The organism is Streptomyces sp. NPDC028419, from assembly GCF_055565515.1.
Genome location: NZ_JBVHUE010000049.1, coordinates 1 through 21,469 on the forward strand (window position 1 = coordinate 1; position 21,469 = coordinate 21,469).

Here is a 21,469-nt window from a genome sequence, read left to right on the forward strand (position 1 = left end):
CCTCAAAACAACACCCCCTCGTCCCTTCCCAGCAGTTCTCCTCCCGCCGCGGCCGACGACGGCACTTTGACGACAGGACCTAGGGCTCCCGGCCGGCGCCGCCCAGCTCAGGGTGGGCGCGGACCAGGCGCTCGGGGGCCGCCTGGAGCCAGGAGTCGACCAGGATGGCGCGCAGCTCGGCGGCCCCGTCCAACGCCGCCAGACGGACCCGCAGCCAGGCGTAGTTGTCGTCGTGACCCGCCCGCATGAAGAACTTGGCGGGCTCGGCGGCGATCAGCTCGGCGCGCTCCTCCTTCGGGCACTTCACCCCGACGGAGGCGTCGTCCTCCGCGAGGGCGGCGAACATCTTGCCGCCCACCCGGAAGGTCGGCATGCCCCACGCCGGCTTCTCGGTGCTGTTGGGGAGCGCCAGCGCGATCGTGCGGACGTCCTGCGCGGTCAGGGTCGTGGCCATCCCCACGGCTCCTCTCCGGCCGAGGCCGAAACGGGGTCGGATGCGGTGCCGGGTCCGGTGCCGGACCCTCGCGTTCGACGGTAGACCCCGCCACCGACAACCGCCCCGCACCCGCGCCCCGCCCCTCCCCCTCAGCCCGCCCGCAGGCCGTCCTCCCGCGCGTGGAAGACCGAGACCAGCTCCGCCGCCAGCGCCTTGACCGTGGCCAGGCCCTCCGTCCCCCAGCGGCGCGGCACCACGTCCACCGCGCACACCGTCCCGAGCACCACCCCGCGCCGGTCGGTCAGCGGCGCGCCCAGGTAGGAGCGCACCCCGCTCTCGTCGACCACGGCGTTCCCGGCGAAGCGCGCGAAGTCCCGGACGTCCTCCAGGACGAGCGCCCTCCGCCGCACCACCACGTGCGGGCAGTACCCCTGGTCGCGGGCGAGCACCCGGGCCGGGTACCCGCTCGCCGGGGCGTCGCCGCCGTGGTGCAGCCCGGCGAAGAACTGCCGCTCCTCGCCGATGAAGTTGACCCCCGCGTACGGCGCTCCCAGCGTCGTCGCGATCCGTCGCGCGAAGGCGTCCAGCTCCGTGTCCACCCGCTCCCCCAGGCCCAGCTCGCGCAGCCGCAGGACGCGCGCGGGAGCCTCCCGGTCCACCGGGGTGAGCAGCAGGTGTCCGGTCGATTCGTAGTAGGTCATGGCGGTTCCCCCGAGTCAGAAGACGTGGCCCTGGACAGCAGATGGTGGACGAGGACGGCCAGCGCCCCCGTGCCGGAACCGGTGAGCCGCGCGTCGCACCGCACGACGGGCACCTCCGGCGCGAGGCCCACCGCCCCGCGGATCTCGTCGGTCGTGTAGCGGTGGCCGCCGTCGAACTCGTTGACGGCCACGATGAAACCGATCCCGCGCCGCTCGAAGAAGTCGACGGCCGCGAAGCAGTCGGCGAGCCGCCGGGTGTCGGCGAGGACGACGGCCCCCAGCGCGCCCGCGCACAGCTCCTCCCAGAGGAACCAGAAGCGCTCCTGACCGGGCGTGCCGAAGAGGTACAGCACGCGCTGGGCGTCCAGCGTGATCCGGCCGAAGTCCAGCGCGACCGTGGTCGCCGTCTTGGCCTCGACGCCGTCCAGCGGATCGGCGTCCTCGCTCAGCCCGCTCAGCAGTTCCTCCGTGCTCAGCGGCTCGATCTCGCTCACGGCGCCCACGAAGGTGGTCTTGCCCGCCCCGAACCCGCCCGCGACCAGGATCTTCAGCGTCAGCGGCGCGCCCGCTCCGGACGCCCCGGACGCCCCGCCCGGGGCGCCCCCCTCACAGCCGGCGACGTAGGCCATCGAGCACCGCCCGCAGCAGGGACTGGTCGTCGGCGGCGACGCCCGCGCCCCCGGGGGCGCCCGGGAAGCGGGGTGCGCGGGCCGCGACGGCCCCGTGCTCCATGAGGTCGGACAGCAGCACCTTGGTGACCACCGCGGGCAGCCGCAGCTGCCCGGCCACCTCGGCGACGGTGACGGCCGCCGCGCCGGCGCAGAGCCGCAGCGCGAGGCTGTGGTCCGGACCCAGCGGCGCGCACGGCCGCACCCCGGTGGCGCTCACCAGGGACAGCAGGTCGAGCGTCGCGGCGGGGCGGGTCCGGCCGCCGCTCGCGGTGTACGGGCGCATCACCCGGCCCGCGGTGTCGTCGAGCCAAGGCGTGTCCCGGACGACCCCCACCGGGTACGGAACCGACGCGCGTGCCCCCGTGGCATGCCGCCTCATCGCTCCGGAGCGGCGGCCGGGCGCCGGGGCGGGGCCGCCAGGTAGGGACGTACGCTCTTGACCAGCATCGCCATCTCGTAGCCGAGCACGCCGGCATCGGCTTCCCGATCGGCGAGGACCGCCAGGCACGTTCCCGCACCGGCCGCCGAGACGAAGACGAGCGCCGAGTCCAGCTCGACGACCACCTGCCGGACCTCGGCGCCTTCGGCGAACCGGGATCCGGCGCTGCGGCCGAGCGAGTAGAGGCCGGACGCGAGCGCCGCCAGGTGGTCGGCGGCGTCGGCGTCGAGGCCGTGCACACAGGTGACGAGGCCGTCCGAGGTGAGCAGCACGGCGCTGCGGGTGTAGGGCACCCGCTGCACCAGGCCGCTCAACAGCCAGTCCAAATCGGAGAGTTGCGTGATCTTCGTGGCCACTTCGGCTGTCATCGGAGGTTCTCCTCGCTGCGGGACGTGGGTGTGGGCGTGAGAGCTGACGCGGTGGTTCACGAGGCCGTCATGACGGGTGGTCCGCCTGCGCGCGGCCGAAGCCCCGCTGGAAGGCGGCCATCAGGCCCGGATCGTGCAGGGGTGGTTCGCCGTCCGCGGCGCGGAGGTCCGTACGGCGCGGTACGGGCGCCTCGCGCAGCTGCGGCGCGAGGTGCTCCTGGGCCCGGCGCCGGGGCAACGGCGGGCGGCCGCCCGCGCCCCGGGCCGCGGGCACCACGGCGGTGCCGATGCCCACGACCGGGGCCGACGCCGTGGTGATCAGCACCGGTTCGGGCCGCCGCTCCGCCTCGACCTCCGGCTCGACCACCAGCTCCAGCTCGCGCTCCGGCTCGGGCTCCGACTCCAGCTCGGACTCGGGCTCGGGGAGCGGATCCGGATCCGGATCCGGATCCGGGACCGGGACCGGGACCGGGACCGGGACCGGGACCGGCAGGGCGAGCGGCACCACCCCGGCCGTCCGTACGGGCTCCAGCGGAGGCGCGTACGCCGCCCCACCCGCCCCGCCCGTCCCCCACGAGGTGGCCCGCGAGCCCCCCGCCGCATCGGCCGCACCCGGCGCCTCCGCGCCCAACAGCTCCTGCGGCAGCACCAGTACGGCGAGCACCCCGCCGTAGATGTTGGACTTCAACTCGACGGCGATCCCGTGCCTGCGGGCCAGCGCCGAGACCACGAACAGGCCGATCCGGCCGTCCGCCAGCAGCCGCCGGACGTTGATCTGATCGGGGTCGCCGAGCAGCGCGTTCATCCGGCGCTGCTCCTCGGGCGGCATGCCGAGGCCACGGTCCTCGACCTCGACCGCGATCCCGGCGGTGACCCGCTCGGCGCGCACCACGACATCGGTGTCCGGGGCGGAGAACACCGTCGCGTTCTCGACGAGCTCGGCCAGCAGGTGCACCACGTCGGCGACGGCGTGCCCGCGCACCGTGCCGCCCGCCGGCGGCACCACCTTCACCCGGGTGTACTGCTCGACCTCCGCCACCGCGGACCGCAGCACCTCGCTGAGGTCGATCGGGCGGGTCCACTGCCGCCGGGACGCGGCGCCGCCGAGCACCGCGAGGTTCTCCGCGTGGCGCCGGATCCTGGTGGCGAGGTGGTCGACGTGGAACAGCTCCTTGAGCAGGTCCGGGTCCTCGACCGTGTCCTCCAGGTCGTCGAGCAGCGAGATCTCGCGGTGCACCAACGACTGGAGGCGGCGCGCGAGGTTCACGAAGACCTCGACCTTCTGGTCGCTGTCGGAGGGCGCGGCGGGCCCGGCCAGCCGTACCAGCGTGGCGTGCGCCTGCTCGCGGGCGCCGCGCAACTCCTGCGAGAGCAGCCAGAACTCGTCCACGTGTTCGTGGCCGGCGCCACCGCCCGCGACCGCCGGACCCGCGGCGCCGGCGCGCGGCGGGCGGGGCGGGGTCTCGCCGCGCTCCAGCCGGTCCGCGACCGTCCCGAGCTCCTGGCGGCCGCGCACGCTGGAGCGGCGCAGCGCTTCGCAGCGGTCCCGTACGGCCTTCCCCGCGCGCTGGGCGCCGAGCAGGGCGGCGGCGAGCGCGCCGACGACCAGCAGGGCGCACCCGGTGAGCACCGGCCAGAGCCGGGCGTCGCGCGCGCCCGCGCCGCCGCCGAGCTGGAGGGTGAAGATCACCGCCGCGGCGCCGCTGAGGCCGGCCGCGAGGGTGGGGAGTACGGCTGCCCTGATCAGCTGGGGCCGTATCTGCCGGGCCGGACCGGTGACGGCGTGTCTCGACGGGGAGTGGCGGGGGCGGGCGGCGCGGAGTCCGGACATCGGCGTCCTCGGTACGGTACGGGGGCCCGGGCCCCCGCGGTACCGGGACCCGGTGTTGATCACCGGGTACCCACGCTAGACCGCGCCCTCGTGCCGCAGGCGGCCAGTTGGGGAACTTCACCGGGGTGCGTCCCGCTCCGGAAGGAGCGCTCGCACGACAGCCCGAATACCCCTTCGGGCGCCGCCCCAGCGCCCCCCGGCCCCGCGCGAGCCCCCTGCCCCGCCGGCCCTCGACGCCCGCGGACCGGCCCGACCTGCGGCTCAGCGTCAGCTGCCCACGGCCTCCGGCTCCTCGTTGGCCTTCGGGCCCTCGTTCGCCGTCGGGCCCGCGGCCGGCGGCGCCGTGCGGGCGGCGGACGGTCCGGCCGCGGTCCCGGGCGCGGTCCCGGAGCCGGCGACCGGAGTCGAGGTCGGGGTCGAGGTCGAGACGAAGGGGCGCCACCACGGCTCGGCCGGGGCGTCCGGCGCTCCCGGCTCGAAGGGTCGGCCCGGCACCGGCAGCGCGATCGCCGCGCCCGCCCGGCCCGCGGCGGACAGGGTGCCTTCGCCCGGCTCGTCCCACGGGTGCGGGGCCAGGTTGAAGGTGCCCCAGTGGATCGGCAGCATCGTGCCGTGCGGGGCGCCGCCCTGGAGGTCGAGGTGGGCCGTCATGCCCTCTTGCGGGGTCATGTGGATGTCCGGCCAGTACTCCGAGTAGGCGCCGATCTGGATCATCGTCGCGTCGAAGGGGCCGTGCTCGGCGCCGATCTCCTTGAAGCCGGGGAAGTAGCCCGTGTCACCGCTGTGGAAGATCCGGTGCTCGTCGCCCGCGACGACCCAGGACGCCCACAGCGTGTACTGCTGGTTGCGCAGGCCGCGCCCGCAGAAGTGCCGGGCCGGGGTGGCGGTCAGCGACAGGCCGGCGACCTTGGTGGTCTCGTTCCAGTCCAGTTCGCGCAGCCGGTCGGCCGGGACGCCCCAGTGCTCCAGGTGCGCGCCGACGCCGAGCGGGACCGCGAAGACCGTGTCCGTACGGGCCAGCGCCTTGATCGTCGGCAGGTCGAGGTGGTCGTAGTGGTCGTGCGAGATGACCACGACGTCGACCGGCCCGAGCGCGGCCAGCGGAACCGGCACGGGGTGCAGTCGCTTGGGCCCGGCGAAGGGGAAGGGAGAGCACCGCTCGCCCCACACCGGGTCGAACAGCACCCGGCGGCCGTCGATCTCCGCGAGGACGCTGGAGTGCCCCATCCAGGTCAGCCGCAGGCCGCTGACCGGCGGCTTCGCCAGGTCGGCCAGCGTGGTCGGATGCACCGGGACCGGCGCGCCGGGATTGCGCCGGACGCGCTGCTCCTTGTGGAAGTAGATCTTGGCGAACTCCAGCATCGAGCCGGAGGGCCTGGTCCTGGCCCCGACCGGATTCTGGAAGACGCCGTCGGCGAAGTTCGGCGAGCGCAGGATCCGCTCCAGCCGAGCGCCGGACGGATCCGCGCCGAAGGCTTCGGGCCGCATGGCGCGCAGCCGTGGACGCAAGGGACGGGAGCCGGGGCCGGAGCCGGTCAAGGCGCCTCCAGAGAGGAAGTGGGCAGGGCGGGTCGTACGTAGTACCACCATGCCAACGCGCACCGGCCCCGAAGGATTCCGCTTCCCGCCCGTCGGCCTCCTGTCCCCCGGCCGGCCCCGTTACAGCGGCAGCAGGTCCGGCCGCTTCGCCTCCATGTGGTCACCGGAGGACTCGCCGCGCAGGCGCCGGCCGATCCACGGCACGAGGTACTCCCGCGCCCACTGGATGTTGTCCCGGGTCACCTCGGCCGAGCCGCGCGGCTGCTGCGGGGGCCACGGCTGGTCCGGGTCGGCGGGCACGTCCAGCCCCAGCACCTGGGCGGCGCGCAGCGCGACCCGGGTGTGTCCCTCGGGCGAGAGGTGCAGCCGGTCGTCGTCCCACGCCCGCCGGTCCTGGACGGACTTCAGCGACCACAGGTCGAGCACCGGGCATCCGTACCGGTCGGCGATGGACCGCACGTGCGCCGAGTACGTCGCCACCTTGCCGCGGATGTGCTTGAGCACCGGCACGCCACGGGTGTCGAAGCCGGTGGTGATCATCACCTGACCGACGGACCCGACGAGGTCGGCCAGGGCCGCCTCGAACCGCTCCGCCACGTCATCGGGGTCGCTCCCGGGCCGGATGATGTCGTTGCCCCCGGCGCAGAAGGTGACCAGGTCGGGCGCCAGCTCCTTGGCCCGCGGCACCTGCTCCGCCACGATCTGGTCCAGGAGCTTGCCCCGCACGGCGAGGTTGGCGTACCGGAAGTCGTGCTCGTCGCGCTGATCGGCCAGGAGCACCGCGAGCCGGTCGGCCCAGCCCACGAAGATCTCCCCCGGGCCCGGGTCCCCCACGCCCTCGGTGAAGCTGTCCCCGATCGCCGCGTACGAGCCGAAGCCCTGGAATGCCGTCTTCATTGCCTTCGTCTTCGTCTTCGTCGTCGTCTTCGCCGTCGTCTTTGTCGTCATCGCTGTCGTCGCTGCCACGAGAAGACATCCTTCACCCCAGGGCGTGACCTACGCCACCGTAGCCACCCCTTGACGGACCGTGATCTATACCACCCGGTGGGTATGGAATAAGTGAGACCCGTGTCAGGGACATGCGGGTACGGGAAAGAGGGGCCGGGCCCCCCCTCGGGTCCCGGCCCCTCCTCGTGCCGAACGGCTGTCGCCGATCAGACGTTCACGCCCTTCGAGCGGAGGTAGGCCAGCGGGTCGATGTCCGTGCCGTAGCCGGCGCCCGTGCGGATCTCGAAGTGCAGGTGCGGGCCGGTGACGTTGCCCGTGGAGCCGGACAGGCCGATGCTCTGGCCGCCGCCGACGCTCTGGCCGGCCGACACCGACAGCTGGGACAGGTGGCCGTACTGCGAGTAGCGGCCGTCCGCGTGCCGGATGACGACCTCGTTGCCGTACGCGCCGCCCCAGCCCGCGGAGACCACGGTGCCCGCGCCGACCGCGCGGACGGTGGTGCCGGTGCCCACGGCGAAGTCGACACCGGTGTGGTGACCGCTGGACCACATGCTGCCGCTCACCCGGTACTGGGTGGTGATGGAGGCGGAGACCGGAGCGGCGAAGCCGGAGGCGGAGGCGGTGCCCGAACCGGAGCCCTTGCCCGTACCGCTGCCGGTGCCCTGCGCGGGCTTGCCGCTCGTCCCCTCGTCGTCCGTACCCTCGTCGCTCGCGCTCTCGTCGCTCGCGCCCGCGTCACTCGCGCCCTCATCCGAGCCCGCGTCCGCCGCCGGAGCGGATTCCTCGACCGGAGCGGATTCCTCGGCCGGGGCCGGGGCCTGCTCCTGCGCCCGCGCCCCCAGGGTCAGCTTCAGCCCCGGGTGGATCAGCGACGGGTCGGAGCCGACGGCCTCGCGGTTGTCCGCGTACACCTGCTGCCAGCCGCCGCTCAGGTGCCGCTCCGCGGCGATCTTCGAGAGGTAGTCGCCCGGGACCACGGTGTAGACCGAGGAGGTCGGCGACGCGGCGGCCGGCGCCTGAGCCGGGGGCGCCTGGGTCTCAACAGCGGTGGCCGGGCCGGCCGTCGCAGCGGTCGCGGCCGTCGAGCCGGTCGCGGCGTGCGCGCCCGTGGCACCCATCAGCGGCAGCGCGAGCGCCGCGCTCCCGGTGCCCGCGACGACGAGTCCGCGGGCTATCGGGCTGGACTTCGGGCGGCGGTGCTTTCCCTTTGCGGGCATGGCGAATTCCTCTCCGTCGCCTGCGAGGTGAGCTGTCGGGTTCGGACTGGAGATGTCCGGCCGTACGCGTACGGCTTCACCCCGAGCCGTCCGGAGGAAAAGATCCATTCCGGTGACGGCGGCTTACCTGGTTCCCCCGCTCCTGCCGGGCGTGTGGATCGTCGGGTGCGGTTTCGGATGGTGGCAGGATTAGGCGGTCCATCCGGGTCGACGCGAAGGTATTCCGTCCGGCCCCCCGGAACAAGCCGCGAATTCCCCACGGGAAAGGCCCGGGTGAGGGATCGACGGAATTCCGGTCACCCTCCGTCGAATCCGCCACGACAACGGCCGCCCCCACAAGGCAATTCGACTTTCGTGATCACACACTCACGGTGACCGTATGATCCTGCTCACGGGGGCGATCCGATCTCCCCGTCCCTTATGGCAAGTTGCGCTCAACTAGTGTAATTCGGACATGCCGCGACGATACGGAGGAGTCCCCGTGACCCAGCAGATACCCCAGGCCCCGTCCACGGAGCCGGAGCTGACCGGAGTGCGCAACTTCCGTGACGTGGGCGGACTCCCGACCACGGACGGACGGAGGGTCAGAGCGGGACAGGTCTTCCGAAGCGGACATCTGGCACATGCCACCGAAACCGATACGGAATTCCTCGCTTCGCTCGGGCTGCACACCATCTTCGACTTCCGCAACGCCGCGGATCACGCGCTCGAAGGCCCGGACGTCGAGCTGCCCGGGGTCCGCAACGTCAACCTCCCGCTCTCCGACCCGGCGGACGGTACGGAGTTCTGGCGGATGGTGCGCGACGGCGACCTCGACCAGCTGCGCCAGGTCCTCGGCGAGGGCAAGGCCGCGCTGCGGATGGCCAACTCCTACCGGGAGATCGTCACGAACCGCACCGCGGAGCACCGCCAGGTCGTCCAGGCGCTCGTCCAGGGCGAGGTGCCGGTGCTGATGCACTGCGCGGCCGGGAAGGACCGGGCCGGTCTGTCGATCGCCATCACCCTGCTCGCGCTCGGCGTCGAGCGCGAGGCGATCGTGGCGGACTACCTGGAGTCGAACGCCCCGCACCGGCGCTACAAGGTGCGTCGCAGCAGCGAGTCCGCCGAGGCCCGCTCCCCCGAGGTGATGGAGCTGCTCGCCCCGCTGTTCGACGCGCGCGCCGAGTACCTGCTCGCGGCCTTCGACACCCTGGAGGAGATCTGGGGCAGCCTCGACCATTACCTCGCCGAGGGCCTCGGGCTCACGCCCGAGACCCTCGACCGGCTGCGCGACCACTACCTCGATCGACCGGCCCGACCCGCCTGACCGGCCGGGCCCGGCCGGGCCGTCAGCGGTTCGCGACGGCCTGCTTGACCAGGGTCCTGCCGAAGTCCCACATCAAGGAGCCCCCGCCGTGGGCGTCGTCCATGACCTCCCGGAAGGCGCCCACGAAGCGGTCCACGTCCGCCTCGTCCACGATCAGCGGCGGGATCAGCTTGATCACCTCCAGGTGGTCGCCGGAGACCTGGGTCAGGATCCGGTGCTTCTGGAGCAGCGGTACGACGACCATCTGCGCGAAGAGCCCCTTGCGGGCGGCCTGGAGCATGGTCCACCGGCTGCGCAGCCCGAGCGAGGACGGGCGGCCGAACTCGATGCCGATCATCAGCCCCCGGCCGCGCACCTCGTGCAGCAGCTCGTACTCGTCCACCATCGCCGCGAGCCGCCCGCGCAGCAGGTCGCCCATGGCGCGGGCGTTCGCCACCACCGACTCGTTCTCCATGACGGAGAGCACCGCGAGCCCGGCCGCCATCGCCTGCGCGTTGGCACCGAAGCTGGCCGAGTGCACGAGCACCCGGTCCATGGACGAGTAGACCTTCTTGAAGATCCAGTCCTTGCCCAGGGTCGCCCCGACCGGCACGTAGCCGCCCGACAGCGCCTTGGCCACGCAGACCAGGTCCGGCTCCACCCCCGCCTCGTGCTGGTAGGCGTAGAACTCCCCGGTCCGGCCGAGGCCGGTCTGCACCTCGTCCGCGATGAGCAGCGCCTGGTGCCGGTGCAGCAGCTCCTGCGCGGCGCGCAGGAAGCCGGGCGGGGCCTGGAGGACCCCCTTGCCCTGGATCGGTTCGACGACGAAGGCGGCCACGTCACCGCGCGCCAGCTCGCGCTCCAGGGCCGCCAGATCCCCGAGCGCGATCTTCGTATCGGGCAGTAGGGGGGCGAACCCGTCCCGGAAGCCCGCCTCCCCGTTCACCGACAGCGCGCCGGTGGTGAGCCCGTGGAAGGCGTGGTCGCAGTACAGGATCCTGGGCCGGCCCGTGGCGAAGCGCGCGAACTTGAGCGCCGTCTCCACGGCCTCGGTGCCGCTGTTGCCGAAGAAGACCCGGTCCAGGTGGGGGCTGTACGACAGCAGCTTCTCCGCCAGCAGCCCGGGCAGCGGCTGGCAGTCGAAGCGGGTGAGGTCGGCGAGCTGCGCGTCGAGCACGTCGTGCAGCGCCTGCCGGACGACCGGGTGGTGGCGGCCCAGCCCCATCACGCCGAAGCCCGCCAGCATGTCGAGGTAGTCGTTGCCCTCGGCGTCCCAGAAGTGGGCGCCCTCGGCCCGCTCGTAGACCTTGTCGAAGCCGATGGTGTGGAGCATCCGCGGCAGCTGGTGGTTGAGGTGGCGCGCGTGCAGTTCGTAGCGCTCACCGCCCCGCTCGGCCAGCAGGGAGCCCAGGTCGAACTCCTTGCCCGGGCCCCCCGTGGCCGCCGTCACGGCCGCTTCTCCCGGTTGCCCCCCACCGTCTCGCGGGCCGCCCGCAGGGATTCCTTCAGCGAGCCCATGGTGGCGAGGACGGCGGTGGGTTCGTACCCGCAGTGCGCCATGCAATTCGCGCAGCGCGGGTCCTTTCCGCGGCCGTACTTGCTCCAGTCGGTTTCCTCGATCAGTTCCCGGTACGTCGGCACGTACCCGTCGCTCATCAGATAGCAGGGGCGCTGCCAGCCGAAGAGCGAGTAGTTGGGAATGGCCCACGCGGTGCAGGGGAAATCGGCCTTCCCCTCCAGGAAGTCCAGGAAGAGCGGCGAGTGGTTCAGCCGCCAGCGGGCCCGGTTCCCGCCCGAGAACGCCTTGCGGAAGAGTTCCCGGGTCTGTTCCACGCCCAGGAAGTGCTCCTGGTCGGGGGCCTTTTCGTAGGCGTAGGCGGGCGAGATCATCATCTCGTCGACCTGGAGGTCGTCATTGAGGTAGTTGAGCACCTCGATGATGGTCTGCGGGGTGTCGGTGTTGAAGAAGGTGGAGTTCGTGGTCACCCGGAACCCGCGCTTCTTCGCCTCCTTGATGGCCTCGACCGCCTCGTCGAAGACCCCTTCCTTCGCGACGGATTCGTCGTGCCGTTCGCGCAGGCCGTCGATGTGGACGGCGAAGGCGAAGTAGGGCGAGGGAGTGAACTTCGCCATCTTCTTGCGGAGCAGCAACGCGTTGGTGCAGAGGAAGACGTACTTCCGCTTCGCCACCAACTGACGCACGATCTCGTCGATCTGCGGGTGCATCAAGGGCTCGCCGCCCGCGATCGACACCATGGGGGCGCCGGACTCCAGTACGGCGCCGACCGCCTGGGCCACGGGCATGCGCTGCTTGAGCACCCCGGCCGGGTGCTGGATCTTCCCGCACCCTTCGCAGGCCAGGTTGCAGGCGTAGAGCGGCTCCAGCTCGACGATCAGCGGGAACTTCTCACGCTTGCGGAGCTTCTGTTCGATGAGATACGTCCCGACCCTGATGGACTGTCGCAACGGCATGGCCATCTGGCTCACCTCCTGGGGAGCAGCGAAGAACGGTGCCATTCATAAAATGCGGGCAGTACGGCACGCAATACACGGAAAGCCGATATTCCACCGCGTACGGTGCCGATGCGGACCAGCTCATGCTCCGGAGCGTCCACGATCACCCGGACGGCGGCAACCGGGCGGGGCCCGGTGCCGTCGCCGGTGTGGGCGGCGGTCCAGAGGGTGGCAGCCGATTCCATGTCGACCGCGATGGCGCCGGTGGCGCGCAGGTGCGCGCGCTCCTGGCCGCGGACGACGTGGTCGGAGCCGATCAGGGGGCCGGTGTGGACGGTCCGGCCGGGTGCCGCCCGGGCGAGCGCCTCGGCGAGGCGCTCGGTGGCGACGCAGTCGACGGCGCCGCGCGGGTCCCGGGTCTCCTCGGCGACGACCAGGTCGCCGGGGTGCATGCCGGGGACGAGCCCGGCACAGAACCCGGTGGCGAGGACCGCCGCCCCGCGCATCCGGGGTGCCTCCAACGAGCGGGCCACGGCCCGCTCGGCGGCGCGCGGCCCCATGCCGCTGCGCAGGACGGCGTACCCGGCGGGCGCGCCGCGGTGTCGGCCGCTGCGCAGGGCCAACTCCTCGATGCGCAGGGCGCAGGCGATCAGGAGGGGGGCGTCGGCCCCGGGTCCGTCGGCCCGGGCCGCGCTCATCTGGGTTCCCCGTCCGCGACGGCCGGGGCCTGGCCCGTGGTCGCCCGGCCTCCCGCGCGGGCGGCCGCGCCGTCGGCGAAGGGTTCGCCGTAGAGGTAGCGGCCGAGTGCGGTCAGGGGGAAGACCTGCCGGTAGAGGTGGTAGTTGATGGAGAAGTCCCAGGGGAAGCCGGTGCCGGTGAAGTAGGGCTCGTCCCAGGAGCCGTCGGCCCGCTGGGTCTCCACGAGGTAGGCGATCCCGCGTCGCACGGCCGCGGTCTCGCGCTCCCCGGCCGCGAGCAGGGCCATCAGGGCCCACGCGGTCTGCGAGGCGGTGGAGGCTCCGCGCCCCGCCCAGGAGGGGTCCTGGTAGGAGCGCTGGTCCTCGCCCCAGCCCCCGTCCTCGTTCTGTACGGTCTCCAGCCAGGCCACCGCGCGCCGGATCGCGGGATGGGTGAGCGGTGTCCCGGCGGCGGTGAGCGCGGGGACCACCGATCCCGTGCCGTAGACGTAGTTGGTGCCCCAGCGGCCGAACCAGGCCCCACCGGGCTCCTGTTCGGCGAGCAACCAGTCGATGCCGCGTCGGGTCCGGGGGTCTCCCGACCTGCCCTCGACGGCGAGCATCTCCACGACGTGGGCGGTGACGTCCGCCGAGGGCGGGTCGATGACCTCGCCGAAGTCGCAGAACGGCAGCCGGTTGGGCAGCACGCTGGTGTTGTCGGCGTCGAAGGCGCCCCAGGCCCCGTTGCGGGACTGCATGCCGAGGGTCCAGGACACCCCGCGGGCCACGGCCGCCTCCAACCGCGCGGGGTCCGGGTGGTGGATCCGGCGCAGGGCGAGCACGACCTCGGCGGTGTCGTCGATGTCGGGGTAGTTGTCGTTGTGGAACTCGAACGCCCAGCCCCCGGGGGCGAGTCCGGGGCGTTTGACGGCCCAGTCGCCGCTGCGGACGATCTCCTCGCCGAGCATCCAGTCGGCGGCTTTGACCAGGGCGGGGTGATCGGGCGCGACTCCCGCGTCGGCGAGCGCGATCGCGGCGAGGCAGGTGTCCCAGACCGGGGACTGGCAGGCCTCGATCATCCGCGCCCCGTCCTCGCGCCACACGGCGAACCGGTCGAGGGACTCCAGTCCCGCGCGCATCACCGGGTGGCGCAGGTCGTAGCCGAGCAGGTGCAGCGCGATGACGGAGTACACGGCGGGCGGTTGGATGCCGCCCCAACAGCCGTCGTTCTCCTGGCGTTCGATGATCCAGCGGGCGGCCGCGTCCATGGCGGCCTTGCGCAACCGGCGCGGCGCGAACCGGCGGTAGAGGTGCAGGGCCCGGTCCATGCGCTGGAAGGCGCCGTCCCAACTGGCCAGGCGGGCCAACTGCCGCGCGGGATACGGGTCCCGCGCGTCGGCGTGCAGTTCGTCGAGGGCGAAGGGCGCCGGGCGGACCGGCCGCTGGGCGGAGACGATCGTGAGCGGCACGATGGTCTGGCGGGCCCAGCAGCCGAAGTCGTAGATGTTGAGCGGCACCCACTTGGGCAGGAACACCAGCTCGGGCGGGAGTTCGGGCAGGTGGTCCCAGCTCCACCAGCCGAACAGGGCGAGCCAGATCCGGGTGAACACCCGGGCGGACGCGATCCCGCCGTGGGCCCGGATCCAGGCCGAGGCGCGGGCCATGTGCGCCTCGCCCGGATCATCGCCGGCGAAGCGCAGGGCGACGTACGCCTCGATGGTCGCGGACAGGTCGGACGGGCCGCCGTGGAAGGTGGCCCAGGTGCCGTCGGGGCCCTGCTCGCCGCGGATGAACAGCCCGGCCGCCCGGGTGGTGGCCTCGTCCTGGACGCCGAGGAACTGCCGCAGGAACAGGTCCTCGGCGTCCATGGTGACGTTGGTCTCCAGGTCGCCCTTCCACCAGCCCTCGGGGTCCTGGCGGTCCAGCAGGTTGCGGGTGGCCCGGTCCGCGGCCTCCCGGACGCGCGTGTCGGTGGCCGGCGCCCCGGCGCGTCCGGCGCCCGCGCCCCGGCCCGGCGGCGCGCCGCGCTCCGGGCGCGGCGGTGGTGCGGTGTCGCTGTCCGAGTCGGTGCCGCAGTCCCCGGCACCGCCGTCGGTCGTCGCTGTCATGGCTTCCCCTTACGTGGCAGTGTCCTCTGCTGTGCTGGGGTCCGCCGTCGGCCGGTGCGCGCTACCCGTGGGAAGCGGCTCCGGCCGGCGACTTGCGCGTCATATCCGCGTTCGGGTGGCGATCACCTCTTGCGCACGACGACGAAGTCGGCGAGGGCGACGAGCTGGTCGCGCACCTGCTGGGGCATGTCCACGTCGTCGAGCGCCTTGACGGCGATCACGTGCTGGCGGCGGGCCTCGTCCGCGGTCCACTGGCGCCCGCCCGCGGCCTCGATGAGCGCGGCGCGGGCCGCGAACTCCTCCTCCGAGAAGTTCTCGAAGTCGTTGCTCTTCGCGTCGGCGGCGAGGAGTTCGGCGAGCTCCTGGGAGGCCGGGCCGCCCGCGGCGAGCGCGGCGACCACGGGCAGGGACTTCTTGCGCTGGCGCAGGTCGCTCCAGGTCTGCTTGCCCGTGGACTCGGGGTCGCCCCAGATGCCGAGCAGGTCGTCGACGGCCTGGAAGGCGAGGCCGAGGTGGTAGCCGTACTCCTCCAGCTTGTCGGCCGTGCGGTCGTCGGCGCCGCCGAGCACCGCGCCGATGGAGACCGCGCAGGCGAGCAGCGCGCCGGTCTTGTTGCCCTCCATCTCCAGGCACTCCTCGACGCTGACGCGCTCGCGGTGCTCGTAGGAGATGTCCTGGGCCTGACCGTCGATCAACTTGCGGCTGGCGGTGGTCAGTCGGAGCGCGGCGCGGCCGGCCTCGACCGTGCCCAGTTCCAGCAGGAGCTCGTTGGCGAGCGCGAAGAGCGCGTCGCCCACCAGGATCGCCAGGGCCGGGCCGTGCACCTTCCACACGGTGTCGCGGTGGCGGCGCTGCTCGTCGCCGTCCATCAGGTCGTCGTGCAGCAGGGAGAAGTTGTGCACCAGCTCGACGGCGACCGCGCCGGGGACGCCGACCTCGGCCGCCGCGCCCGCCGCCTCGGCGGAGAGCAGCGCGAGCGCGGGGCGCACGGCCTTGCCGCCGTCGCCGTCGGCCGGGTTGCCCTGGGCGTCGATCCAGCCGAAGTGGTAGGCGGCGACGGTGTCCATGGGCGGTGCGAGCCGCTCGACGGCCGCGCGCAGGACGGGAGTCGACAGGGCGCGGCCGCGCTCCAGGAGCGCGACGGTGTCCGTGCGCTCCGCTCCGCCGCGGGCCGCGCCCGCGGCGCTCGTTGCGCCCTCGGCCTGCTCGGCGCTCCCGACAGCCGGGTTCCCCGGGTTCACTGGCTCTCCTCTGGTTCCTGTACGTGCGGTACCGGTCGTGCTGGTGATCGTCATGCCGCCTCCTGCAGCGGGTGTTCGCGGGGGCGGCCGAGGGCGGCGAGCGCGGCGTGGGCCGCGTTCAGTCCGCTGCGTACGGCGCTCTCCATGGTGGCGGGCCAGCCGGTGGCGGTCCACGCGCCGGCCAGGTACAGCCCGGGCGCGTCGGTGCGGGCCGCCGGTCGCAGCCGGCCGACACCGGGCGTGGGGGCGAACGTGGCCGTCCGCTCCCGGGTGACGAAGAAGTCGCGGACCTTGGCACCGCGGGCGGCGGGCAGCAGCCGCTCCAGTTCGGGCAGGTACTTCGCGCGCAACACCGAGACGGGTTCGTCGATGTCGTCCTGGGCGACGGACTGGGACAGGGCCAGGTACTGGCCGCCGTCGGCCAGGCCGGAGCTGTCGGTCCGGTCGAAGACCCACTGGACCGGGGAGCCGAGCGCCGCGAAGAAGGGCTGCTTGAGCACCTTGCGGTCGTAGACGACGTGGACGTTGAGGATGGGCGCGGTGCCGATGTCGAGGAGCTTGTCGGGGTCCTCCAGGGCGCCGGGGGGCAGCAGCCCGTGGGCCTCGCGCTGCGGGACGGCGAGCACGACGGTGTCCGCGTCGATGTCGCGGTCCTCGGTGGCGACGCTCCAACCGCCCTCCGGGGTGCGGGTGATGTCGGTGACGCGGGCGCGCAGTTCGGTGCGGACGCCGGCCGCGTCGAGGGCCTTGCGGGCGAGGGTGTCGTGGAGTTCGCCGAGCGGTACCCGGGCCCAGCCGATGTCGGCCGCGCCGTTCTCGGAGAGCAGTCCGGTCTTGAAGACCATGGCGGCCAGTCCGAGCGAGGACTGTGCGGCGGTGGCGTTCAGGGTGGCGATGCCGACGAGGTCCCACAGGGCCTCGATGGCCCGCGGGGACTGTCCGTAGCGGCCGAGCCAGGTGGCGAAGTCCAGCCCGTCGAGCGCCGGGTCGGCCGGGTCGAGGCGGCGCAGCGCGAGGGCCGCCCGTCCCACGCTCGCCCGCTCGGCGAGGGAGAGGTGCGGGTAACGGGCCAGCGAGGAGGCGAGGTGCAGGGGGACGGGCAGGGCGCTGCGGCGCAGTCGGCCCAGCCGCGGCCCGCCGGGGTGCGCGACGTCGAGGACGGGTACGTCGAGCCGGTCCTGCAGCGGGGCGAGGTCGGCGCCGTCGATCCGGTCCAGGAACCAGCGGTAGGCGGTGCAGCAGCGCAGGTAGACGTGCTGGCCGTTGTCGACGTCGAGGTCGCCGCGCTTGAAGGAGAAGGCGAGGCCGCCGAGCCGGGGGCGGCCTTCCAGCAGCGTCACGCGCATGCCGGCGTCGGCGAGCTGGAGCGCGGCGCTCACTCCGGCGAGGCCGCCCCCGATGACCACCGCTCGGTCCGCGGTCATTGATCCTCCTTGTTCGCCCCGACAGACGCTGAGGCGCCGCTCGGGGTTGCGCCGCTTCCCATCAGGTCCGCCTCCGGGTGCTCTGGCGCGAGATGGTCCGGGCGTCGAGGCCCGAGAGGCCGCGGACGGCGACGTACGCCTTCTCGCGGGCGGGCAGCGAGACGCGCCCGCGCAGCACCGCCTCGGGTTCGCGCTCGATCCGGTCGAGGAGGCGCCGGTAGATCCCGGCCATGGCGGCGACGCAGGCGCCGCTGCGCCGGTCGAGCATGGGCAGCAGCCGGTAGCCCTCGACGAACAGGGCGCGGGCGCGGCGCACTTCGTGGTGGACGAGTCCGGCGAAGTCGGCTCCGGCGGGGGCCCGGTCGCTGTGGAAGCCGTCGGCGCAGCCGAACTTGGCGAGGTCCTCGGCGGGCAGGTAGGTCCGTCCGTTGCCCGCGTCCTCGCGAACGTCCCTGAGGATGTTGGTGAGTTGCAGGGCGAGGCCGAGCGTGTCGGCGTACTCGCCCGCGCGTGCGGCGTCCGGCGCGCCGGGCGTCGTGCCGAACACGCCGAGGGAGAGCCGGCCGATGGCGCCCGCGACGCAGCGGCAGTAGACCTTGAGGTCGTCCCAGGTCTCGTAGCTCTCGCCGCGGACGTCCATCAGGACGCCGTCGATGAGTTCGTCGAGGCCGCCGAGGGGGATGGGGAAGCGGCGGGCGGCGTGGGCGAGGGCGACGGCGACCGGGTCGGTGTCGTCCTCGTCGACGGCGCCGTCGATGACCCGGGCGAGCAGGGCGCGGGTCTCCTCCAGCCGGGCGAACTTGGCCTCGGGCGGGAGCGTCCCGTCACCGATGTCGTCGACGCGCCGGGAGAAGGCGTACAGCGCGGACATCGCCTGCCGCTTGTCGGTGGGCAGCAGCCTGATGCCGTACGCGAAGTTGCGCGCCTGGGAGCCGGTGACGGCTTCGCAGTAGCTGTAGGCGGCGAGTACCGGTGCCGACGGGGCGGACGGTGCGGACGCGTGTGTGGGGCCCTCCACGTTCGGGCTCACCTCTTTCTCGGCGCTGTGCGCAGGACGGCGGCCACCTCGCGGAGCAGGCCGCTCTTGGTGGGCTTGGGTGGGCCGGGTGCCACGTCGAATCCGGCGGCTGCCACGGCGTTCAGGGCGGCGCGCCCGCCTCCCACGAAGCCGGCGAGCAGCACCCGGAGTCTGCCGTGCACGCTACCCACCAGGGGGGTGCCTTCATTCAGGAGGCGGCGGGCGCGTTCGGATTCGAACGCGACCAGGGAGCGGACGGACGCGTTCGCGACCGGGGCGCGCAGGTCGGCCTCGGTGACGTGGAAGCGGCGCATGTCCTGGGCCGGGAGGTAGATCCGGTCCCGGTCCAGGTCCTCGGTGATGTCCTGGAGGTGTTCGACGATCTGCAGGGCGGTGCAGATCTGGTCGGAGTGGCGCACGCGTTCGGGGGTGCTGGTTCCGGTGAGGGAGAGGACGAGGCGGCCGACCGGGTTGGCGGACAGTTCGCAGTAGGCGAGCAGGTCCTCGTACGTCTCGTAGCGCGCCACCCGCTGGTCCTGCCGGTTGGCTTCGAGGAGCCCGAGGAAGGGTTCGGGGGTGAGCGCGTGCGTGCGTACGACGGGCCGCAGGGCCTGGAGCAGCGGGTGGCGCGGGCCTTCGCCCGAGGAGGCGAAGACCCGGCGCAGGTCGGCCTCGAAGGCGTCCAGCATGGCGAGCCGGTCGTCCGCCCGTTCGGGGTCGAGGCCCAGCAGCGCGGCGTCGCGGCCACCGGGGGCGAGGTCGCCGTCGCCGATGTCGTCCACGAGGCGGGCGTAGCCGTAGACCGCGGTCAGGCCGTCGCGCCAGGCGCGGGGCAGGAAGGCGGGCGCGACGGGGAAGTTCTCCGCGGCGGCCTTGCGGAGGGTGGCGCGCGCGGGGTCGGCGTCCTCCCGGGGACGGGTGCGCTGCCCCGGGGTCACCGCCCGCCGCCCGGGGCGGGGACGGCCAAAACGCCTGGGGGCCGGAGAATTCCCGTAGCCATTGCCGTCACATCTCCCGTTCTACACTGCCGACCCAATACATCCTATTTCGGACACGCCGCCGGACTTTACCCGGGGTGCGCCGGGCCGTTCACCTGCGGGGAATCCGGCCCGCATACCGTGATTCAGGACCGGTCCAGCTTACGTTGTACAACGGCGCCGGGGGCTATCGGGTATTCGCCCCATTACGAGATGTCACAGCCGGGGAAATATCCCCACCGCGCACCCCCGCGGAGCGGGTAGGTAGAGGACATCGCGAGTCCGCCCCGAGTCCGCCTCGACACGCCGAAGGCCCCGGCCGCTCAGCACGGCGGGGGCCTTCGGCGTGTCGCCCGGGGGATACCGGCTAGCGCCCGGTTTCCTTCTCGTAGGCGGAGACGACCTCTTCGGTCGGTCCGTCCATGAGGAGTTCGCCGCGCTCCAGCCAGAGCACCCGGTCACAGGTGTCGCGGATCGACTTGTTGCTGTGGCTGACGAGGAAGACCGTGCCGGCCTCCTTGCGCAGTTCGCGGATGCGCTCCTCGGAGCGGATCTGGAACTTCCGGTCTCCGGTGGCGAGCGCCTCGTCGATCATCAGGACGTCGTGGTCCTTGGCCGCGGCGATGGAAAAGCGCAGTCGGGCCGCCATGCCGGAGGAGTAGGTGCGCATCGGAAGGGAGATGAAGTCGCCCTTTTCGTTGATGCCGGAGAAGTCCACGATCCCCTCGTAGCGCTCCTTGATCTCCTCGCGGGACATGCCCATCGCGAGGCCGCCGAGCATCACGTTGCGCTCGCCGGTGAGGTCGTTCATCAGCGCCGCGTTCACGCCGAGCAGCGAGGGCTGCCCGTCGGTGTAGACCTTGCCGGACTCGCAGGGCAGCAGCCCGGCGATGGCCCGCAGCAGGGTGGACTTGCCGGAGCCGTTGGAGCCGATCAGGCCGATGGCCTCGCCGCGGTACGCGGTGAAGGAGACGCCGCGCACGGCGTGCACCTTGCGCACCCTGGGCGTGTCGCCCTTGTTCTTGCGGCGGCGGATTATCTTGCTCAGGGCGGCGGTCGCGCTGCCCTTGCCCCCGCCGCCGGTGTTGACGCGGTAGACGATGTGCACGTCGTCCGCGATGACGGTGGGGACCTGCCCCACGGTGGTGTCAGCCACGGCCGTAACGCTCCTCGGACTTCCAGAAGTACACGAAGCCCAGCCCGCCGACGACGACCGCCCAGCCGAGCGCGAAGGCCCAGACGTGCGGCGGCAGCTTGGCGGCGGTGTAGTTGTCGATCAGCGCGTACCGGATGAGGTCCATGTAGATGGCCGCCGGGTTCCACTGCAGGACGTCCGAGATCCACTGCGGCTTGCCCTTGAGGAACGCCTCGATGGAGAACATCACGCCGGACGTGTACATCCAGGTGCGCAGCAGGAACGGCATCAGCTGGGCGAGGTCGGGGGTCTTCGAGCCCATCCGCGCGAAGATCAGCGCCAGCCCGGTGTTGAAGACGAACTGGAGCACCAGCACGGGCACCACCAGCAGCCAGGACGGCCGCGGGTAGTTGCCGAACCCGATGGTGATCACGACGACCACGATCATCGAGTACAGCAGCTGCTGGAGCTGCTGGAGCGAGAAGGAGATCGGCAGCGAGGCGCGCGGGAAGTGCAGGGCGCGCACCAGGCCAAGGTTGCCGGAGATCGCCCGGACCCCGGCCATCACGGAGCTCTGGGTGAAGGTGAAGACGAAGATCCCGATGACCAGGAAGGGGATGTACTCCTTCAGGGTCATGCCCTTGGACGCGCCGAGGATCACGCCGAAGATCAGCAGGTAGACACCGGCGTTCAGCAGCGGGGTCGCCACCTGCCAGATCTGGCCGAGCTTCGCCTGGCTGTACTGGGCCATCAGCTTGGCCTGGGAGAAGGCCATGATGAAGTGGCGACGTCCCCAGAGCTGCCGGACGTACTCGCCGAGCCCGGGCCGGGCACCGCTGACGGACAGGCCGTACTTCTTGGCTAGCTCCGCGGCCGTGAGGCCTTCGTCGGCTGACGGCGGCCTGCTCGTGGCGAGGGCGCCGTCGTGGGTTGTGTCACTCACAAGTTGAAACTTTCGTCTTCAAGATGCGGCAGGGGGCGTCGGGCCGGGGCGCCGAGT

20 protein-coding genes and 1 riboswitch are annotated in these 21,469 nt (G+C 72.7%); of the genes, 1 reads left to right on the top strand and 19 read right to left on the bottom strand.

Annotated features, from left to right (window positions below; all coding sequences use genetic code 11):
* Window positions 1–79 precede the first annotated feature (79 nt).
* The 9 genes from ACZ4UB_RS36070 to ACZ4UB_RS36110 all read right to left on the bottom strand — a co-directional run bounded on the left by ACZ4UB_RS36070 (window position 80) and on the right by ACZ4UB_RS36110 (window position 8,150).
* Entirely contained in the window at window positions 80–454 is a 375-nt protein-coding gene (locus ACZ4UB_RS36070) for an MmcQ/YjbR family DNA-binding protein (RefSeq protein ID WP_468076944.1), read from the bottom strand.
* Between the two features lie 131 nt (window positions 455–585).
* Entirely contained in the window at window positions 586–1,137 is a 552-nt protein-coding gene (locus tag ACZ4UB_RS36075) for a GAF domain-containing protein (protein ID WP_468076946.1), read from the bottom strand.
* Window positions 1,134–1,766 (bottom strand): GTP-binding protein, encoded by a 633-nt coding sequence (locus ACZ4UB_RS36080; RefSeq protein WP_354380884.1) that lies wholly within the window; start codon window positions 1,764–1,766, stop codon window positions 1,134–1,136. Before ACZ4UB_RS36080 ends, ACZ4UB_RS36075 begins: the two co-directional genes overlap by 4 nt.
* A complete protein-coding gene (locus ACZ4UB_RS36085; RefSeq protein WP_468076949.1) occupies window positions 1,744–2,187 on the bottom strand; it encodes a DUF742 domain-containing protein in 444 nt (147 codons plus the stop codon). Before ACZ4UB_RS36085 ends, ACZ4UB_RS36080 begins: the two co-directional genes overlap by 23 nt.
* Window positions 2,184–2,615 (bottom strand): roadblock/LC7 domain-containing protein, encoded by a 432-nt coding sequence (locus tag ACZ4UB_RS36090; protein ID WP_354380882.1) that lies wholly within the window; start codon window positions 2,613–2,615, stop codon window positions 2,184–2,186. The genes ACZ4UB_RS36085 and ACZ4UB_RS36090 overlap by 4 nt, the downstream gene beginning before the upstream one ends.
* A 67-nt stretch (window positions 2,616–2,682) precedes the next feature.
* The gene (locus tag ACZ4UB_RS36095; protein WP_468076951.1) at window positions 2,683–4,446 is read right to left on the bottom strand and encodes a sensor histidine kinase; all 1,764 of its coding nucleotides are present in this window, start codon (window positions 4,444–4,446) and stop codon (window positions 2,683–2,685) included.
* 267 nt (window positions 4,447–4,713) lie between these two features.
* Window positions 4,714–5,934: an MBL fold metallo-hydrolase gene (locus ACZ4UB_RS36100; RefSeq protein ID WP_468076953.1), complete on the bottom strand. Its 1,221-nt coding sequence runs from the start codon at window positions 5,932–5,934 to the stop codon at window positions 4,714–4,716.
* 171 nt (window positions 5,935–6,105) lie between these two features.
* Window positions 6,106–6,882, bottom strand: coding sequence for an SGNH/GDSL hydrolase family protein (locus tag ACZ4UB_RS36105; protein WP_468077009.1), 777 nt, complete (start codon window positions 6,880–6,882; stop codon window positions 6,106–6,108).
* Window positions 6,883–7,139: 257 nt separating this feature from the next.
* A complete protein-coding gene (locus ACZ4UB_RS36110) occupies window positions 7,140–8,150 on the bottom strand; it encodes a M23 family metallopeptidase (RefSeq protein ID WP_468076955.1) in 1,011 nt (336 codons plus the stop codon).
* Between the two features lie 2 nt (window positions 8,151–8,152).
* Window positions 8,153–8,312: riboswitch (cyclic di-AMP (ydaO/yuaA leader) on the bottom strand.
* A gap of 319 nt (window positions 8,313–8,631) precedes the next feature.
* On the opposite strand from ACZ4UB_RS36110, the gene ACZ4UB_RS36115 reads away from it, so the two are divergent.
* Window positions 8,632–9,456, top strand: a complete 825-nt coding sequence (locus ACZ4UB_RS36115; protein ID WP_468076957.1) for a tyrosine-protein phosphatase — start codon at window positions 8,632–8,634, stop codon at window positions 9,454–9,456.
* A 22-nt stretch (window positions 9,457–9,478) separates the two neighbouring features.
* Here the strand turns inward: ACZ4UB_RS36115 and ACZ4UB_RS36120 are convergent, their stop codons facing one another.
* The 10 genes from ACZ4UB_RS36120 to ACZ4UB_RS36165 form a co-directional block, all read right to left on the bottom strand.
* On the bottom strand, window positions 9,479–10,885 hold the full coding sequence (locus ACZ4UB_RS36120; RefSeq protein WP_468076959.1) for an aspartate aminotransferase family protein: 1,407 nt from the start codon (window positions 10,883–10,885) through the stop codon (window positions 9,479–9,481).
* On the bottom strand, window positions 10,882–11,913 hold the full coding sequence (gene hpnH / locus ACZ4UB_RS36125; protein WP_468076961.1) for an adenosyl-hopene transferase HpnH: 1,032 nt from the start codon (window positions 11,911–11,913) through the stop codon (window positions 10,882–10,884). Before hpnH ends, ACZ4UB_RS36120 begins: the two co-directional genes overlap by 4 nt.
* Window positions 11,914–11,918: 5 nt before the next feature.
* The gene (locus ACZ4UB_RS36130; RefSeq protein ID WP_468076963.1) at window positions 11,919–12,587 is read right to left on the bottom strand and encodes a phosphorylase family protein; all 669 of its coding nucleotides are present in this window, start codon (window positions 12,585–12,587) and stop codon (window positions 11,919–11,921) included.
* Complete coding sequence (shc, locus tag ACZ4UB_RS36135) at window positions 12,584–14,674, bottom strand: squalene--hopene cyclase (protein WP_468076965.1); 2,091 nt, start codon at window positions 14,672–14,674, stop codon at window positions 12,584–12,586. Before shc ends, ACZ4UB_RS36130 begins: the two co-directional genes overlap by 4 nt.
* A gap of 122 nt (window positions 14,675–14,796) precedes the next feature.
* The gene (locus ACZ4UB_RS36140; protein ID WP_468076967.1) at window positions 14,797–15,969 is read right to left on the bottom strand and encodes a polyprenyl synthetase family protein; all 1,173 of its coding nucleotides are present in this window, start codon (window positions 15,967–15,969) and stop codon (window positions 14,797–14,799) included.
* Window positions 15,966–17,339, bottom strand: a complete 1,374-nt coding sequence (hpnE, locus tag ACZ4UB_RS36145; RefSeq protein ID WP_468076969.1) for a hydroxysqualene dehydroxylase HpnE — start codon at window positions 17,337–17,339, stop codon at window positions 15,966–15,968. Before hpnE ends, ACZ4UB_RS36140 begins: the two co-directional genes overlap by 4 nt.
* Window positions 17,340–17,400: 61 nt before the next feature.
* Window positions 17,401–18,369, bottom strand: coding sequence for a presqualene diphosphate synthase HpnD (gene hpnD / locus ACZ4UB_RS36150; RefSeq protein ID WP_468076971.1), 969 nt, complete (start codon window positions 18,367–18,369; stop codon window positions 17,401–17,403).
* Window positions 18,366–19,295 (bottom strand): squalene synthase HpnC, encoded by a 930-nt coding sequence (gene hpnC, locus ACZ4UB_RS36155; protein ID WP_468076973.1) that lies wholly within the window; start codon window positions 19,293–19,295, stop codon window positions 18,366–18,368. Before hpnC ends, hpnD begins: the two co-directional genes overlap by 4 nt.
* Before the next feature lie 406 nt (window positions 19,296–19,701).
* Entirely contained in the window at window positions 19,702–20,490 is a 789-nt protein-coding gene (locus tag ACZ4UB_RS36160) for an ABC transporter ATP-binding protein (protein ID WP_468076975.1), read from the bottom strand.
* Window positions 20,483–21,412 carry an ABC transporter permease gene (locus tag ACZ4UB_RS36165; RefSeq protein ID WP_354380870.1) on the bottom strand — a complete coding sequence of 310 codons (930 nt, stop codon included), beginning with the start codon at window positions 21,410–21,412 and terminating at the stop codon, window positions 20,483–20,485. Before ACZ4UB_RS36165 ends, ACZ4UB_RS36160 begins: the two co-directional genes overlap by 8 nt.
* Between the last annotated feature and the right edge of the window lie 57 nt (window positions 21,413–21,469).

Coding starts and splice junctions, on each gene's coding strand:
- ACZ4UB_RS36070 (WP_468076944.1), bottom strand. CDS start 454: ATGGCCACGACCCTGACCGCGCAGGACGTCCGCACGATCGCGCTGGCG.
- ACZ4UB_RS36075 (WP_468076946.1), bottom strand. CDS start 1,137: ATGACCTACTACGAATCGACCGGACACCTGCTGCTCACCCCGGTGGAC.
- ACZ4UB_RS36080 (WP_354380884.1), bottom strand. CDS start 1,766: ATGGCCTACGTCGCCGGCTGTGAGGGGGGCGCCCCGGGCGGGGCGTCC.
- ACZ4UB_RS36085 (WP_468076949.1), bottom strand. CDS start 2,187: ATGAGGCGGCATGCCACGGGGGCACGCGCGTCGGTTCCGTACCCGGTG.
- ACZ4UB_RS36090 (WP_354380882.1), bottom strand. CDS start 2,615: ATGACAGCCGAAGTGGCCACGAAGATCACGCAACTCTCCGATTTGGAC.
- ACZ4UB_RS36095 (WP_468076951.1), bottom strand. CDS start 4,446: ATGTCCGGACTCCGCGCCGCCCGCCCCCGCCACTCCCCGTCGAGACAC.
- ACZ4UB_RS36100 (WP_468076953.1), bottom strand. CDS start 5,934: ATGCGGCCCGAAGCCTTCGGCGCGGATCCGTCCGGCGCTCGGCTGGAG.
- ACZ4UB_RS36105 (WP_468077009.1), bottom strand. CDS start 6,882: ATGAAGACGGCATTCCAGGGCTTCGGCTCGTACGCGGCGATCGGGGAC.
- ACZ4UB_RS36110 (WP_468076955.1), bottom strand. CDS start 8,150: ATGCCCGCAAAGGGAAAGCACCGCCGCCCGAAGTCCAGCCCGATAGCC.
- hpnH (WP_468076961.1), bottom strand. CDS start 11,913: ATGGCCATGCCGTTGCGACAGTCCATCAGGGTCGGGACGTATCTCATC.
- ACZ4UB_RS36130 (WP_468076963.1), bottom strand. CDS start 12,587: ATGAGCGCGGCCCGGGCCGACGGACCCGGGGCCGACGCCCCCCTCCTG.
- shc (WP_468076965.1), bottom strand. CDS start 14,674: ATGACAGCGACGACCGACGGCGGTGCCGGGGACTGCGGCACCGACTCG.
- ACZ4UB_RS36140 (WP_468076967.1), bottom strand. CDS start 15,969: ATGACGATCACCAGCACGACCGGTACCGCACGTACAGGAACCAGAGGA.
- hpnE (WP_468076969.1), bottom strand. CDS start 17,339: ATGACCGCGGACCGAGCGGTGGTCATCGGGGGCGGCCTCGCCGGAGTG.